Genomic DNA, 15,592 nt, shown 5'->3' with positions numbered 1-15,592 from the left:
CGACGCCCACTCCCGTCAGTTGGTGCTTCTTTAGCTCTTTATATACCCTTATCAATCACAAGAATCTCAGAAATTCTCGATCCTTGCTTAGCTTGATAGAACTTCACCTCCTCCTCTGACTCCTCAAGAAAGTAAATCCGTTTACCGTCCACAATGTTCTCACGATACAAAATTATATAAAGTGCAGCGAGTTCCGGAATCTTGGCTAGACCAGCCAACTCGGTTGGGCGATTTCTGATATAGACATTTTCTCCATCTTTACCTTTTTCAATTGCGATACGAATCTCATCCATCGCCACTGTAAGTCGCTGCTCCTGCATTTCGATCGTTTCTCGGCTAGCTACCGGGGACGCTCCCAGATGGTATGGGTAGATTGCAAACACTAACCAAATCAACAATGCCGGACGACCGAGCTGGGCAAAGCGACAAGGAAGGCGATCAACTAAATTACCCAACAGAACACAGAAAACGATCGTCAAGATTGTCGTCGAAAAATAATAGTAGCGCGGCATTGCCGGAACCAAATCGGCCCAAAAGCCCAACCTAGCCAGGGCAATGGCCATATAAACGGCACACGGAAGCATCATCATCGCAAGCAGAGTGCGCCGTTCAAATTTGTTTGCCTGTAAAAATCCCAAGAGATAAAGCGGCAGAGCAAAAATAAACATGGTTAAGGTAGAAACCTGCATAGGCAATGCAGTAGTAAAACCGGTCCAACCGTAAACACCTACGAAATCACCCCCTTCGAACAATGAAACTTGTCCCACAATCGCCGGCCCCAGAATTAGCTGCGCGACACCAATAACAAGCATCTTGTAGAAGATAATCACTGGTGACATGTAATTGGAATAAGCTCCGTCGACATACTTTTCAAAATATACTGTCGTATCACCCTGGATGCTGTTTGAAACAGCATAAATTAGCAGCGCAAGTATTGCGGTAGACCCATAAGCTATCATCAGTCTCCGGCGTTCTGTAGGGACCGGATTCCATAGCGCACTGAACAGTACAAAAACCATGGCCAATACCCACCCAATTCCGAAGCTCGTAGCAGAGATAAGCATTAGAAAAACATGTCGAAATAGCATGTTACTGGTCAAGCTGGCTGGACATTCACTACATCTCACTAAATCAAGCAAAACCCAAAGTACCAACACGGTCGAGTAGATCGAGCCATGAACGGAAATCCAACCCAGCGTTCCTCCAATAAAGGGACTCATCCCCCATATCGATGCACCGAACGCGGCGAGATTAATTTTGTGTGTCAATAAGAGAGTAATTCCGAAAAGTAGGCGAACACTAACGAGATGAAGTAACAATCCAAGCACAAAAAGTGGAAGGGGATTCGAGCCGAAAATGGAATAATTCAACCACAGGGAAAGCCTGAAGCTTTGAAGCAAATGTTCGTGCTTCGCAAACAGCACGTCTATCAGAGAGTTACTATTCGCAATATCGTATAAGTGCAGGAAATCATCCCAAAGAAAACCGCGACCCAACACACTCACGTAAACCAAAAAGGAGGCGACAACAGGCAACCAAGGCAACCATCTATCACCAGACAAAAAAGTCCTTAATGCGGCAATCCAAGTTTTCAAGCTCCCTCCATGGGGCTTACGAAGCTACACAACTAGACTAAAAGTAGCCCGTACATAACTTCGCCTGCTCATTCTCCATACGCAGAAGATCGACTAGCACCATCTCCTTTTCTTTCAGTTTTTCTCTGCAGCCGCTCAGTCTACCACATCCATCTCATTGCCGGAAAAGATGGGGTTAACCCGATTATCGACTCGGGGCTTCCTCAATGTGCAGTATCAAAACTGAACAAGCTACAAAGCCTATATTCAGTCGACCAACCATGTTATGCGCAAAAATTCACAGCCATTAGTCCCTACCAGCCGTTGCACTGTCATTAAATCGCATTATCATGTCGCCGCCTTGGCATAGTGATTGCTTTATAAACCAAAAGGCGTACGAAATGCCACAAAATTGGCGTTGCGCAGCCCAAATTGCCCCGCAGCAGAGCACTACTTCTGTGGATTGCACTGCGGGCGAGCATTCATAGTGGCTGGAGGCATTACCCGCGCCAGTAGCCACGATTAATCAATACAGGAGAGAGCACAATGCCACCAAACCTCGCACCTGGCCGTGTCCGCCGGACCGTCAATGACCTCGTCATGGCGGAGATGTTCCTCGTACAAGCGACGATAGAAAGCGCCTCAGTTATCGGCGACGGCATCACGCAACTGGGCAGACACATCACACAACGCGATGAGGCCGATGACCGGTCTATCTCTACACTGTTGCAGAACATCGCCGATGACGCCGTGGAGCCCTATTCCAGCCGGTATGTGTACTTCCGAGATATGATGAATGCCGATCGTTAACAAGCTAGTTCTTTGATCCGCTAGCAATTGCCCTAAACGGGAGCAGACTTGCAAGCCCCACCGCTCGGTATGCGGCATGAGGCACCGTCTTAGAATCTAGTGGACATTCTACTAAAACTGATCGTCGCATTGTGTCAGATACGTTCTTAACCACAGGCAATTTTAGTTCACAGATCGCTATAAACTGGTAGCAATTTGATCATTTCGGCACGCAGAGTGATCACAAACACGATACAGCTAGTGAATGAAAGATGGTGACCGTTGTCATCAGGAAAAAGACTCGAAATCCACTACTAGTGCAGTGCTCCCACAGTGCGCTATGTCCGCTATTCAAAATACAAAAACGACCCGACTAACTACAAGCAGTCATTGCGCAATATAGATTTTCTCCAATATACTCTGGCTTCACTTCGAGTCGGCGAATTTTCCTGCTAAAACTGTCTGTAAACCAAACATTCAATCTATCCTCTACGAAATCCGTAACAATTCCTGTGTAAAAATAGTCTTTCGCATTGTTGCACTCCAAACGTCCCGAGGTATCTATGGTTGCAAAAATGGCCTCATCCGCTTCATCAAAATTGAAATTTAGTGCGTCGAAATAGATCACCTCTGTCCAATCAGAATTTATAAAACCAACCGATGCTGGCTCATGAGGAAAATCGTCGTATTCAAGTAGACATCCTTCCGTAGTTACCGAGAACCAAGCATTACCGTATTTATCAAAATTCAACTGGTGGACGCGATGAACAGATGACAGCCTCGGAACCGACATCAACTGCATACAAGGATTAACTTGTCCAATTCCAAGCGCAGCTTCGCATTCCCCTTCATATGAAATGTCCAGATATGTGTCCATATCGAAACGCCCTAAAAGTCGTCCGGAGTAACCTGTGAAAACAATGTCCCCTGAGAGCGGATGCACGTCAATGTCCCATACCCCAGCGTTGTTGCTGGTAACCCACTCTCTAGAATACGCATCATCTCCAATGGGAAAAGCGGTTTGTGTTGGGCCACCCGGTGCCTCTGGATCCAGCCGCCCTATGGCATCACCAAAACTAAGCGAATACCAAACTGCACCGGCGTCAGGGTGTGGCTCTTGAAGGACAGTCAAAAAGGCCGCCGATCCCGTTGTATCCATGTCAGGTAAGCCTAACCATGGGAGGGCAGAGAACTCTACATGATAATTCGTTGGTAATGGATATTTTGTAAAACAACCCTGCGTGTCAGGAACGTCGCAATAGTCGTAGTCGAAATCTGTAACCGCAACGCCTTCGGGACTGAGCTCCCATTCGTACAAGTTGCTGCATGTGGTCATATCAGACGGTTTAAAAGAAACGATAGCTCCTATTCCTCCGTAAACACTGCTTTGAGCAAACCAAAGTAAATCTCGATCTGCATCCCAAGCCACGGCTAAAACATCTGCATTGTCGTCTGGGATATTGTAGACACAAAACTCGCCATCACTATCCTCTGCGCTCGGAGGTACATAGGATATAACGCGACTGTAATTCGTTACGCTCAGTGGAGTGGTATTGCTTCCAGCCTGAGAAAACCAAATCCGACCTAGTTCATCCGCGATAATTTCTTCCCCGAGTGTACTGAAGTCGACCTGCTCCTCAGGACCCCCAAGAACCTTACCTCGAAAAGGTGCATTTGTGGAAACTTCGCCCTTAATTTCTAGAGGAATTTTATAAGCCGTTGTCGAGGGAGGATAATCTCCAGAACTATCAGGGATCAGCCCTTGGAGACTCCGAAATGCTAATTCCCCAATGGCCCATACGCTGTCATTGGATATTGTTAAAGCCCATGGGAAAAGTGAAGCGCTTGAATCTAAGGAATAAGTTTCTTTTAGAAAGTACTTGGAGGAATCTGCTCGCTTATAACTGGTGATTGGTATGACATTGCCATCATCGCCCAACATGATATGAGTCCGCTTCGCGCTAAGCGTCGCGCCAGGGATGAAGAAGATAAGTGCCACCGTCATTCGAAGCACCAGATAACGTAAATTATATTTCGCACATTTTTTGAAGGGGGTGGCCCCGGTTTGTTAAAACTGTAATCGCCAAACCACAGTAACGAACCCAATGAGGACCACCCAAATGAACGATAGCACAAAGTCATTGAGCAAAGTGATACGCATCGACGAGAGCGAGATCCGTGGGCACCTGGATGAGATGGTCCGGGGCACCGTAGAGGAGACCCTGAACGCCATGCTGGATGCAGAGGCAGACGAGATGTGCAACGCCCAACGCTACGAGCACTCACCGGATCGTATTGATACGCGCGCAGGTAGCTACAAACGCAAACTGCATACCAAGGCCGGGGAGGTCGAGGTTAAGATGCCCAAGCTGCGGAAGCAGACCTTCGAGACGGCCATTATCGAGCGCTACCGACGCCGGGATATTTCTATTGAGGAAGCTATCGTCCAGATGTACCTCGCGGGCGTCTCCGTCCGTCGAGTCGAGGATGTCACCGAAGCCCTGTGGGGCACCAGGGTCTCCTCCGGCACGGTTTCCAACCTCAACAAGAAGGTCTACAAGCATATCGAGCGCTGGCGCACCCAGGAGATCGAAGGCAAGTTCGCCTACGTCTACCTGGACGGCATTGTGCTCAAGCGCAGCTGGGGCGGCGAGATCAAGAACGTCTCCGTCCTGGCGGCCATCGGGGTCGATAGTGACGGCTATCGGCGCATTCTGGGCGTTTCAGAGGGACACAAGGAAGACAAAGCAGGCTGGCTGGGCTTCCTTAAGGAGCTTAAACAACGTGGCCTTACTGGCGTCCGGCTGATGATTTCCGATGCCTGTCTGGGGTTGGTCGAGTCGATTTCCGAGGTGTTCCCGGACGTGGATTGGCAGCGCTGCGCGGTCCACTTCTATCGCAACGTGTTCTCCCATGTGCCCCGTGGCAAGATACGAGAGGTGGCAGCTATGCTAAAAGCGATTCACGCTCAGGAGAGTCGAGATGCAGCGGAGAGCAAGGCCAAAGATGTCGTCATCAAGCTGCAGGGCATGAAGTTGAAAGCGGCTGCTGAGTTGGTCGAGAAATCGATCCATGAAACCTTCGCCTACTTTGCCTATCCACCTCAACACTGGCTGAAGCTCAAAACCAACAATCCCATGGAGCGGCTACTCAAGGAAGCGAGGCGGAGAACCAAAGTTGTCGGTGCCTTCCCTGATGGGAACTCTGCTCTGATGCTTGTGGCAGCCAGGTTGCGGCACGTCTCCAGCACTACGTGGGGAACCCGCAAGTACATGAATATGCAACTTCTCAACGAGATGGATCAGGAGGCCATCTATTCGGTAGCATGACCAGGGACCGGGAAGCCCCCGAGAAAAAAGTGCGAAAAAATATTTACACTACCAAGCACCAGTTGAACTACTGCGTTTTCCATGCGGGGTTCTCTCTGGGCATTACACAATCTACTAGAACAAATGAGCTCGCGAAGTTTACGTTCTATTTAGAATTCTTCCAGGTTCACCTGTATTAGTGTGCAGTCTGTCGCGTTATCGTGATCGTCATAATTGAAGGAGACTGGCTGATTAGCAGTTTTGGCCGCAAGCAGTGTGCCATAGACCATACGGCCCTCTGGTGTATCGACGGGGACTTCAACGGCTAAAAACAACCCGCAATTACCATTTAAAGTGAGCGGATCATTGACTGTCATATGTGCCTCGCCGGAAGTGTTTATGGCTAGATACTTAATAGTTCTATTAGATTCCAGAACGGTAAGTGCATTAACGCTCATAGCGCTAGCCATCAGCGTTGCAAATGTGATCATTATTCTCATCCACTTCATATCCTGCTCCGATTTCTTAGTATTGATTATATGAATACAAGCCTGATTATGCGACTCGGCACGACTACGTGGAATAATTATGACCGATTATCACTCTACGAAACACATTCTGTCTTGTCAACTGCCTTCGTTCTATCCTCAAGCAAAAGGCCAACGATTGAGCTACACACTCCGAGTGCTAATTCAGTACACTATGAGTTCATTCTCTGCTGGCGAATATCAAATGACACTGGGCACCTGGGATCCGAAACTGGCATCGGCAAACAGCGAACTGCTGCTGACCTCCGCCCTTCTGAACCGACTTATCGAATACGACAAGGAGGACGCCCTGTCCCGGTTGGAGCAGTTGCTCAATGACGAGGAAAAGCAACGTTTGGCGGGACTGATGAAACTCGATCACACCGCATGGCGAACTGCTGCCGAAGACCTTGCCGAAGCTGATCTGATACGCCTGATTCGTTTCTTCGCCGTCGCAGAAAACCTACCCGGTTGGGAGGCAGGTGCTGAATCTCCTGTCATTCCACTGGCAAAAGTACTGCGTCAACGCGGTGTACGTCTGGATAAATCGCTGCTGCAATGGCTTCGCGAAGTGAATGAAAACCGCTACCTGCCCTACGGGCCGCTGTAGGCTCCGAGGCCTTATGGCCGCGATCAGCCCAGGAGCCCGGTAATTGTCATGCCACGAAACTACTCGATCACAGTACTGGCTGCTGCGGTCCTGGCCTCAATCTGTATCATAGCCTTCACCTACACTGTGGATCCGTACAAAATGTACCCGGACGTGCCCGGCGTCAGCCCGGGGAGATCGATGGATCTGCTGCTTGTCATGCGCATGCAAGCACCGTATGCAGTAGAAAATGTCCGGCCCAGTGTGCTGATAACGGGAAATTCGCGTTCAGCGACGTTTCCGCCGGAAGTTCTCGCTCAGGAGAACGAAGCTTCCTATAATGCGTCGCTGCCGGGAGCCTCGTTACTTGAGGTTCGTCGCATGGTGGAACATGCACACGCGATCACCCCCCTGAAGCAGTTATTTCTTGGCCTCGATCCTCAGTTATTCTTGAAGAGCCGGGCGCAAAACACTGCTGCATATAATGAAAACTCCAACCGCAGAACCGACTCTGGTCTGCAGAGGCTGGAGATACTCTTCGCCGAGAATATGGTACCGGACAATCCAGGCCGCTATCGCAAGCTCGACCCCAGTCTGTCTGAAAGCTGGCATTATGCTTTGAGCCGGCTCGAAGATTTCGGAAGTAGCCTATTCTCGCGGGATGCGGTGGGAGACTCCTGCAACATACTATTCGGGAAAAGCCCCGACGGTAGTGCATATCACACAAACGGCACCTGGGACCTTGAGGGAAAAAACCCAAGCCCACCCATGGCCCGTTACTTGCACTTGGCACGAAAGAAATATGCACGCTCAATCAATGAAGAGGCATCCGGAATCAATGTGGATGAATTGAGTGAACTACTCGATTTTACCGCAACGCATCAGATACAAACCACCCTATTCCTCCTTCCTATGCACGGGCTACTGCTTAACACCATTGAATTGGCGGGGACCTGGGACCAACACCTCCTGTGGCAACGCGACGTTGTAACGCTGGTCAATGCACACAATTCCGTCACAACAATTTTCGGTGTAGAAGATCAAGCCAGAGTTGTACTGGATGAGGTGGGAACATCACAATCCCTGTTTGTCGATGGGGCACATCTGACTCGCAAAGCGGGGCGCGAGATACTCTCCTGTCTCATAGCCCAACCCTGCGAACTGGGTTTTCAACCCACCCATCTGGATGAGGATTCTATCGACGCTTATCTCAACACGTCAGAAGGCTTGCGTATACGGTATGCCAGGGAGAATCCCGGCCATCTCGCGACGTTACGGAAATTGTTGGGCCTTCACCGGAATCTCGATATGCAGGCCCCTGAGTCCTAAGCCTGGGCGCTTACGTTATCTCGCATCATCGCAGAAACCGAGCCAGTAGACGCAATTTGCACTGACGTATACACTGCTCCTCTACTAACTATAACCGCCGAAAGGCGTATATCAGGGGACTTTGACTTGAGCAAAGAAGCAGAAATCATTGAGATGATAAAGACAATTCTCAAGCATCAGGCCATGCCAGAATACGACGTCACACCCTCCTCCGAACTATACGATGATGGCATAGGTCTGGATTCCCTGTGTGTCGCCGAACTGTCCGCGATACTGGAGAAGACCTACGGCAGAGACCCATACACCAGCAAAGAGATGCCTCGGACTGTTGGTGACATTGTCAGTTTCTACGGTAACGCCTGAACGTGATAGAGCAGCGCTTTCGTGACGCGCTAGCTCGCTGTCCCGAACAGGCTTTTCTGCTCGAAGGCAAGAACGAGTACAACTACTCAGACTTTTATCACTATTGCTGCCGGTTAGCGGCTGGCTTCACTCGCCTGCCAGGGCACCGCATAGCTTGCTACATGGCAGACTCGGCCCAGCTGATTGCTGTCATGTTGTCAGCGGGAATGAGCGGCAAGTCACTGCTGGTCCTGAGCCGGGACTTCAGTGAGCAACAATTGCCGTCCCTATTACAGCGCTACGATGTGGACACGCTGCTATGTGACTCAATCCCGCGAGACAAACTCTGCGCCAGGATGCTGGACCAGAAGGCACTGGATGCACTAGCCGAAGAAGCACATTCCAGCGACGGTTCTGAAACGGAAGCGGAGGTACTGATTCTCACCTCGGGGACCACGGGCGAACCTAAATGTGCTCGTTACACCTGGGCCGACCTATTCGCCCAGGTCAGGGAGCGGGACGCACACGAACCTGAATGTTGGCTGCTGGCGTATCGCCTGAATCATTTCGCCGGCCTGCAGATGCTGGTACACGTGCTATACAACACCAGCACTCTGGTAGTTGCGAAATCAAGCAAGGTCAGCCATGCCCTGGACGCTATGCGGCAATATCCTGTCACACATGTCAGCTCGACCCCGACATTCTGGCGGTATGCATTAGCCACTTTACCCGTAGCAGACCATGGGCTGGCGCTCAAGCACATTACACTGGGGAGCGAACCGGTTTCGGCTTCACTATTGGAGCAGCTGCGGAAAGTGTTTCCAGACACTCGCATTGTGCATATCTACGCTTCAACGGAAGCGGGGTCATGTCTCAGCGTGAGCGATATGCTGCCTGGACTGCCTGCCTCGATTCTGCAAAGGCCTGAAGATGCTGACGTGCAGTTCCAGATCAGAGAAGAAGAACTCTATATCCGCAGTACCCATGGGATGCGTGACTATGCGGGCACGGATGAACGCGCTGACCGGGATGAGGGCGGCTGGTTGGCAACCGGTGATCTGGTCCGCATTGAGAATAACCGCATTCTATTTATGGGCAGACGTACAGAGACAATCAATGTCGGAGGCGTCAAGGTCCACCCCCTGGAAGTGGAGAATGTGATATCAGCCGTTGCTGGCGTTAAGCTGGCACGCGTGTTTGGCATGGATAACCCGGTAGTAGGGCAAATAGTCGCTGTCGAGGTGGTGATCCGAGATGGCTACACAGAGCCAGCTGTGGAGGACGCTATCCGCGCGGCCTGCCTGGAGCTTGGTCGTCACGCGCGTCCGCGCAGTATCCAATTTGTTGATACTATGGAAACGCATAATTTTAAGCTAAAAAGGCAGAAGCAGAGCTCATGAAAGTAGTGCTGATCAGTGGTGGCAGTAAAGGGCTGGGTGCCGGCTTGGTGGAAAATTTTCTGGAACGGGGGTTTAAGGTCGCCACCTTCAGTCGCTCTGCAACTGCCAAGACTGAGGCCTGGCAGAAGCAGTACGGCGACAACTTTTACTTTGAAACACTGAGTCTGGGCGATGAGACAGCCTGTAAACACTATGTGCAGAATGTTCAACACAAGCTGGGCGACATCAACATCCTGGTAAATAACGCTGGCGTGGCACACACCGAAGTGCTTGCCCTGGCCGACGACGATACCATTGATCGATTGATCGATACCAATCTCAAGGGAACCTTTTACCTTACACGCATGGTCTGCCGCCCGATGCTATCCCTGGGATGGGGGCGCATTATCAATATATCTTCAATTGTCGGGTTATCCGGATACCGAGGCCTGTCAGTTTACAGCGCTACCAAGGCGGGACTTGATGGTTTTACCCGCTCGCTTGCCCGGGAGCTGGGTGCGCGCAACATTACAGTCAACTCGGTTGCACCCGGTTATCTCACCACAGAAATGACGGAGGAGATCAGCGAAAAACAACGTGCACAAATTGTTGGTCGCACGCCCATGGGTCGTATGGGCACGGCTCAGGATGTGGCGGGCGCCGTTGAGTTTTTGGCTAGCGAGAGCGCCAATTTCATCACCGGTCAGGTACTGGTCGTCGATGGAGGTATCAGCGCCTGATGGCCAAGCTACCTGTATCTGCAATCTCTCCTGACAGCGCGCCCGCGAAGCACTACGATACTGTGGTTACCGCGTGGGGAGAGTTACTTCAGGAAGATTTACACTATGGATATTTCCGCACCGGACGAGAACCACTTGTAGAGGCAACAAATGCCCTGACCGATGAAATGTTGAGGCTGGCCGCGTTGCAGCGGGGCGATAATGTTCTCGATGTTGGTTGCGGAACCGGCAAAGCGGCCTGCAGAATGGCTGGTGAGCATTCCGCGAAGGTAGTGGGTATCTCTCCCAGTAAAGTTTGTGTAGAAAAAGCCTTGGAGCTATCCCGAAGCATGAATCTGCAGGACGCTGTTGATTTCTGTAATGGTGACGGCACAGACATGCAATATGCCGACCAGAGCTTTGATTGTGTCTGGGTGATGGAATCTTCACACCTCATGCAGAACAAACCTGCCCTGCTCCGGGAGTGCGTTCGAGTTCTTCGCCCAGGCGGTCGGGTCGTACTGTGCGATATTATGGTAAAACAAAAATTGGCGATCGAGGATGTGATCCAGTACCGCGATGAATTCCTGCTGCTTAGAGATGTTTTCGGTCGCGCCATCATGGAACCACTGTCGTTCTATCAAGAGCAACTTGAGTCCCACGGACTGCTGACGACTACAGCATCTGATATATCTTCACAGACCTACCCCACCTTTGAACACTGGCGGCAGAATGCCAGGGAGAACCGCGAAAGTGTCTGCCAACTGATGGGCGAACGCGCATGGGAGCAGTTTTCGTTGTCCTGTGACGTACTCGAAAATTTTTGGCAGAACAACATACTCTGCTACGGGATAATCAGCGCACAGAAAAGTCGCTGATCACCTCCCACGGCCAGCCTAAAATTGAAAGTATAGAAACTCACTGACCTGTGTAAGGTTTACCATTGAGGCGATGGCTAGAAATCCAACAAACAAGCCCCACCGCCAGTTCGCCTGCCACCGCAACGCCACAATGGGCTCACGTCCTGCGAGCGGCTTATCTATGGCAATATCACAGTGACGGAACAGCTGGTAGGTGCTGGGGAGTAGCCAACAGGCGGCCAACGCCATTGCCAACAAGAAGAAAATGACACTCTCTTTATTACTGACACCAAACAAATCCGACGCCAACTCAAGCGTTTTGTTACCGAGGATTTTGAACTCGTATTGAGGCAGAAACTGCAGGCCATTCCAGTTAAATAGCGCGCTGTAAACTCGCCCTGCTGTGACCATTGAATCTGCGCGAAAAACGACGAGGGTGAGTGCAACCACCAGAAACGTGAACACCTGCGCAAGCGCGTTGTAACTTCTCTTCCCCACCAACCCGAGCGGTCCCGACACCTTAACGCGCCATAGCTGATGAATGATGACATAGCTCCCATGACAAAGGCCGTACACGATAAAGGTCCAACCTGCTCCGTGCCATACACCGCCGACAAACATCGTCGCAAACAAATTGAACCTTTGCCTTGTGGGGCTGCAAAAAAAGCCACCGAGGGGTGCATACACATAATCTCGAAGGAACCGTGACAAGGTGGCATGCCACATGCGCCAAAAATCACTGATGTTCTGCGCTCGAAACGGGGAGAAAAAGTTCACAGGTAGCTTAATACCGAAGAGGCAAGCAAGACCGATAGCCATATCGCTGTAGCCGGAGAAGTCGAAATAGAGCTGGAAGCTGTATGCAAAAATTCCGACAAGTACATCCAATGTCGCAAGTGGGCTACCCTGCGCTGCAAGTGCGAATACGCCGTTTGAGAAAAAGCCAAACCCGTCTGCGACAACCACTTTTTTGAACAGACCAACAACCAGGATTGACAGGCCAATGGTAATGTTTGCCGAGGTGTTTGACCTGTTGGTGAGGCCATTGAACTGCGGAAGTATCTCCTTGTGGTGGACAATCGGGCCAGCGATAAGCTGCGGGAAAAAGCTAACGAAAAGAAGGTAATCCAAAAGGTTATGTGGATCCGTTAAACCTTTCTGGGAATCAACCAAATAAGTAATTTGCTGGAATGTATAGAACGATATCGCGAGCGGCAGAATAATATATTCGAAGTTGAAGCTTAAGTGTAAAGCCTGGGTAACACTATCGAGGAAAAAATTGCCGTACTTGAAATACCCGAGCAATCCCAGATTAAACAGGACACCAAGCACCATCCAACGTCGACCCTGATCTTTCCCTCCCTTCGCAACAACTTTACCCAGAGAATAGTTCACTGCCGCTGAGAGAAGAAGCAACAGCAGATAGACCGGATTCCACCAAGCATAGAAAAACAGCGAGCATACTACCAACCAGGCTTTGATCAGGCGCAGATTCTCCACCTTCTGCAACAGCAGAAACCCCAGCAACGCCGCCGGCAGGAAAAAGAAGAGGAACTCAATCGAATTGAACAACATATATAGCGCGGCTTGGCTTTAGATTATTATCTGGTGACACCCCTGTAGCGGCAGTATAACTTTGTTTCTAATCAACCGGTAGGATATCATCGCCACGGGACGAACCTCCGGCAACCACTGGCCCAGGAGCCTTAGTAGAAATATGTCTCGAAGTTACAAGGTTACTGCGCTGGGGACTGCGATTCTCGTCTCAATTAGCATCGTGGCATTTTCTTTCGTTGTAGATCCTTACAAAATGTATCCATCGGTTGCGGGTCTCAGTCCGGAGACTTCGATAGATTTGCTGTTTGTAAAGCATATGCAAACGCCCCTTGCTGTGGAGTTCGCCCGGCCTTCCGCACTGATAGCCGGTAATTCTCGCTCTGCGACTTTTCCTCCCGACCTGTTAAGTCAATCGGGGGAAAGCGCTTATAACGCCTCGATTCCAGGAACCTCATTGCGTGACATCCGCCGTATGGTAGAACACGCGCATGCCATCAACCCGCTAGAAGTTGTATTTATTGGTGTCGATACAGACTTATTCCTGAAGAGTGCATGGGATACATCTGATCCGGTCGAAGCACTAAAGCAAGCATCGGTTGCACCGCAACTCGAGCATTTAGCCGACGTATTAGCCAACCATTCAATTCCAGAAAACCCTAATCGCTACCGTAAGCTCAATCCCAGCCTGATTGAGAGGTTAAGCTTCACATTCCACCGAATCGAAGACTACTGGCGCAGCCTCTTTTCGCTTGATGCGATTATGGATTCCTGGCGTATTACATTCGGGAGCGGCCCAGACGGAGATGCATTTCACGACAATGGCACCTGGGACCTCGCAGGAAAAAATCAAAGCCCCCCCATGGCCCGTTATCAACGTATGGCGCAGCAGGTGTATGCGAGTTCACTCGCGGCTGAATCTGCCGGGTTCCAGATGGACCAACTGACCGAGTTGCTCAATTTCACCGAGCGAAATCAGATTCAAACAATTCTTTTCATCCTACCGATGCAAGGGCTTCTCTTGAATACGCTTGAGTTTTCCGATGGCTGGGAACTACACCTCGACTGGCAGCGAGAGCTGGTAAGACAGGTAACGCTACACAATTCTGATACCAAAATTTATGGCGTAGAAGATCAGGAGAAAATTGTAATGGAGGCGCTGGGCGCACCACATGCACTGTTTATTGACGGAGTTCACTTGAGTCGCACGGCAGGAGCCCAGATTCTCGAATGCCTTTCTGGGCCTTGTGCATTGAACATTCAACCTACACTTCTCGACGAAGGCTCCATTGAAAGCTATCTACAAAAGACAGAAGAATTGCGTGACTCGTATGCCAAAGAACATTCAAAACTTCTCTCAAAAACGCGCTGGCGTCTGGGCCTCAAATAGTGCCATCTTACCGGAGCGAAACACTCCATAATTATAGTATTCTCGGTATCCCGCTGCTACATACTACCTGATAGCCGCGGTATCGATTGCGCGACTAGTCCTTCTTACGCTGGTCAAAGGCCGCCTTCTGCTCTGCCGTTGCCGGGGTCTGGTACTTCGCCTTCCACTCATCGTACGGCATGCCGTAGACACGCGCCCTAGCCTGCTCGTAGTCAACTTCCTGTCCTGCCTCATCTGCCGCAGCAACATACCACTTGGACAGGCAGTTACGGCAGAATCCCGCCAGGTTCATCAGGTCTATATTCTGTACATCCTTGCGGCTGTCCAGATGTTCGAGAAGGCGGCGAAACACCGCCGCTTCAATGTTGTCTGTATCGCTCATTTGCGCTGCTCCTTATCCTCCGCGCCCGCTAAATGGGCATGAATTCTCCACCATTCACATCCAGTGCTGCGCCGGTGACCACACTTGAATAATCGGAGCCGAAGAACATCGCCGCCTTCGCACACTCCCCGTCATCGGGAATCACGCCCAGCGGAATACTGCGAGTGACCTCTGCAATCAGCTCCTCCTGACTTTTGCCAGTTGCCTGCGCCTGCCAACTAAAATAGCCCTCCACACTGGGACCCCACATCCAACCCATATGGCAGCTGTTGACGCGGATATTGTATTTCCCCAGTTCCAGCGCAAGGTGTTTGGTAGCGCAGCGCAACGCCGATTTCGAGGCACCGTAACCGGCCTGTGTAGCCAACGGCTTGTGCTCCACCATGGTCGCTATCATCACAATTGCACCGCCGCCACTGTCTTTCATATAGCGGACACAGGCCTGCGTGAGATGCATTGTGCCAAATAAGTTGACGTCCATGGCGCGCCGCCAACCATCCATATCGGCCTCTTCAATGGGCTCAAAGCTACCGGGGTCATAGGCGCTGTTAAACAGCACGTCGATGCGGCCGAATGCTTCCACGGCTTGATCGGCCAGCGCCTGGCATTGCGCCTGATCGGAAATATCGGTGGCAACTTTCAGTACCGCTGTTCCCAGACCCAGATCGTTTATCTCCTGCTCTGCCACCTCCAGTTTCGCGGCGGTACGCGCTGCCAGTACTACAGCTTTGGCGCCTTCTTTTGCAGCCAGCGTAGACAACTCCTGCCCCAGTCCAGGGCCGATACCCGAAACAATAACCACTTTATCTTTTAGCAACATCGTAAGGTTCTCCAGTTTTATTGGGATAAT

General features: G+C 50.7%; 15 protein-coding genes. 9 read left to right on the top strand and 6 right to left on the bottom strand.

The window, feature by feature from the left end:
• Positions 1-38: 38 nt before the first annotated feature.
• Entirely contained in the window at positions 39-1,595 is a 1,557-nt protein-coding gene (locus AC0L6S_RS00530; RefSeq protein WP_473426462.1) for a hypothetical protein, read from the bottom strand.
• A 525-nt stretch (positions 1,596-2,120) separates the two neighbouring features.
• On the opposite strand from AC0L6S_RS00530, the gene AC0L6S_RS00525 reads away from it, so the two are divergent.
• Positions 2,121-2,384: a hypothetical protein gene (locus tag AC0L6S_RS00525; protein WP_473426461.1), complete on the top strand. Its 264-nt coding sequence runs from the start codon at positions 2,121-2,123 to the stop codon at positions 2,382-2,384.
• Between the two features lie 352 nt (positions 2,385-2,736).
• Here the strand turns inward: AC0L6S_RS00525 and AC0L6S_RS00520 are convergent, their stop codons facing one another.
• A complete protein-coding gene (locus AC0L6S_RS00520) occupies positions 2,737-4,368 on the bottom strand; it encodes an NHL repeat-containing protein (RefSeq protein WP_473426460.1) in 1,632 nt (543 codons plus the stop codon).
• A gap of 115 nt (positions 4,369-4,483) precedes the next feature.
• On the opposite strand from AC0L6S_RS00520, the gene AC0L6S_RS00515 reads away from it, so the two are divergent.
• Positions 4,484-5,692, top strand: coding sequence for an IS256 family transposase (locus AC0L6S_RS00515; protein WP_473424440.1), 1,209 nt, complete (start codon positions 4,484-4,486; stop codon positions 5,690-5,692).
• A gap of 149 nt (positions 5,693-5,841) precedes the next feature.
• Here AC0L6S_RS00515 and AC0L6S_RS00510 read toward each other — a convergent pair whose 3' ends face one another.
• A complete protein-coding gene (locus AC0L6S_RS00510) occupies positions 5,842-6,180 on the bottom strand; it encodes a hypothetical protein (RefSeq protein ID WP_473426459.1) in 339 nt (112 codons plus the stop codon).
• A gap of 223 nt (positions 6,181-6,403) precedes the next feature.
• Here AC0L6S_RS00510 and AC0L6S_RS00505 point away from each other — a divergent pair, with 223 nt between their 5' ends.
• The 6 genes from AC0L6S_RS00505 to AC0L6S_RS00480 all read left to right on the top strand — a co-directional run bounded on the left by AC0L6S_RS00505 (position 6,404) and on the right by AC0L6S_RS00480 (position 11,434).
• Positions 6,404-6,808, top strand: a complete 405-nt coding sequence (locus AC0L6S_RS00505) for a hypothetical protein (protein ID WP_473426458.1) — start codon at positions 6,404-6,406, stop codon at positions 6,806-6,808.
• A gap of 48 nt (positions 6,809-6,856) precedes the next feature.
• Positions 6,857-8,116, top strand: coding sequence for a hypothetical protein (locus tag AC0L6S_RS00500; protein WP_473426457.1), 1,260 nt, complete (start codon positions 6,857-6,859; stop codon positions 8,114-8,116).
• A gap of 126 nt (positions 8,117-8,242) precedes the next feature.
• Positions 8,243-8,479, top strand: a complete 237-nt coding sequence (locus tag AC0L6S_RS00495; protein WP_473426456.1) for an acyl carrier protein — start codon at positions 8,243-8,245, stop codon at positions 8,477-8,479.
• A gap of 2 nt (positions 8,480-8,481) precedes the next feature.
• The gene (locus AC0L6S_RS00490) at positions 8,482-9,858 is read left to right on the top strand and encodes a class I adenylate-forming enzyme family protein (RefSeq protein ID WP_473426455.1); all 1,377 of its coding nucleotides are present in this window, start codon (positions 8,482-8,484) and stop codon (positions 9,856-9,858) included.
• Entirely contained in the window at positions 9,855-10,577 is a 723-nt protein-coding gene (gene fabG, locus AC0L6S_RS00485; RefSeq protein ID WP_473426454.1) for a 3-oxoacyl-ACP reductase FabG, read from the top strand. Before AC0L6S_RS00490 ends, fabG begins: the two co-directional genes overlap by 4 nt.
• Positions 10,577-11,434: an SAM-dependent methyltransferase gene (locus AC0L6S_RS00480; protein ID WP_473426453.1), complete on the top strand. Its 858-nt coding sequence runs from the start codon at positions 10,577-10,579 to the stop codon at positions 11,432-11,434. The genes fabG and AC0L6S_RS00480 overlap by 1 nt, the downstream gene beginning before the upstream one ends.
• Positions 11,435-11,452: 18 nt before the next feature.
• Here the strand turns inward: AC0L6S_RS00480 and AC0L6S_RS00475 are convergent, their stop codons facing one another.
• Complete coding sequence (locus tag AC0L6S_RS00475) at positions 11,453-12,991, bottom strand: MBOAT family O-acyltransferase (RefSeq protein WP_473426452.1); 1,539 nt, start codon at positions 12,989-12,991, stop codon at positions 11,453-11,455.
• A gap of 142 nt (positions 12,992-13,133) precedes the next feature.
• Here AC0L6S_RS00475 and AC0L6S_RS00470 point away from each other — a divergent pair, with 142 nt between their 5' ends.
• Entirely contained in the window at positions 13,134-14,360 is a 1,227-nt protein-coding gene (locus AC0L6S_RS00470; RefSeq protein WP_473426451.1) for a hypothetical protein, read from the top strand.
• Positions 14,361-14,454: 94 nt separating this feature from the next.
• Here the strand turns inward: AC0L6S_RS00470 and AC0L6S_RS00465 are convergent, their stop codons facing one another.
• Positions 14,455-14,742: a DUF1244 domain-containing protein gene (locus AC0L6S_RS00465; protein ID WP_473426450.1), complete on the bottom strand. Its 288-nt coding sequence runs from the start codon at positions 14,740-14,742 to the stop codon at positions 14,455-14,457.
• A gap of 28 nt (positions 14,743-14,770) precedes the next feature.
• Positions 14,771-15,562 (bottom strand): SDR family oxidoreductase, encoded by a 792-nt coding sequence (locus tag AC0L6S_RS00460; RefSeq protein WP_473426449.1) that lies wholly within the window; start codon positions 15,560-15,562, stop codon positions 14,771-14,773.
• Between the last annotated feature and the right edge of the window lie 30 nt (positions 15,563-15,592).

This window comes from Halioglobus sp. D3-4 (assembly GCF_055809315.1).
The sequence above is the reverse complement of the archived record's forward strand: the minus strand, read 5'-3'. Positions and strand labels throughout refer to the sequence as shown.

What these genes read in the sequence shown, in the direction of transcription:
- AC0L6S_RS00525 (WP_473426461.1), top strand. Translation starts at nt 2,121, where the DNA reads ATGCCACCAAACCTCGCACCTGGCCGTGTCCGCCGGACCGTCAATGAC.
- AC0L6S_RS00520 (WP_473426460.1), bottom strand. Translation starts at nt 4,368, where the DNA reads ATGACGGTGGCACTTATCTTCTTCATCCCTGGCGCGACGCTTAGCGCG.
- AC0L6S_RS00515 (WP_473424440.1), top strand. Translation starts at nt 4,484, where the DNA reads ATGAACGATAGCACAAAGTCATTGAGCAAAGTGATACGCATCGACGAG.
- AC0L6S_RS00510 (WP_473426459.1), bottom strand. Translation starts at nt 6,180, where the DNA reads ATGAAGTGGATGAGAATAATGATCACATTTGCAACGCTGATGGCTAGC.
- AC0L6S_RS00505 (WP_473426458.1), top strand. Translation starts at nt 6,404, where the DNA reads ATGACACTGGGCACCTGGGATCCGAAACTGGCATCGGCAAACAGCGAA.
- AC0L6S_RS00500 (WP_473426457.1), top strand. Translation starts at nt 6,857, where the DNA reads ATGCCACGAAACTACTCGATCACAGTACTGGCTGCTGCGGTCCTGGCC.
- fabG (WP_473426454.1), top strand. Translation starts at nt 9,855, where the DNA reads ATGAAAGTAGTGCTGATCAGTGGTGGCAGTAAAGGGCTGGGTGCCGGC.
- AC0L6S_RS00480 (WP_473426453.1), top strand. Translation starts at nt 10,577, where the DNA reads ATGGCCAAGCTACCTGTATCTGCAATCTCTCCTGACAGCGCGCCCGCG.
- AC0L6S_RS00475 (WP_473426452.1), bottom strand. Translation starts at nt 12,991, where the DNA reads ATGTTGTTCAATTCGATTGAGTTCCTCTTCTTTTTCCTGCCGGCGGCG.
- AC0L6S_RS00470 (WP_473426451.1), top strand. Translation starts at nt 13,134, where the DNA reads ATGTCTCGAAGTTACAAGGTTACTGCGCTGGGGACTGCGATTCTCGTC.
- AC0L6S_RS00465 (WP_473426450.1), bottom strand. Translation starts at nt 14,742, where the DNA reads ATGAGCGATACAGACAACATTGAAGCGGCGGTGTTTCGCCGCCTTCTC.
- AC0L6S_RS00460 (WP_473426449.1), bottom strand. Translation starts at nt 15,562, where the DNA reads ATGTTGCTAAAAGATAAAGTGGTTATTGTTTCGGGTATCGGCCCTGGA.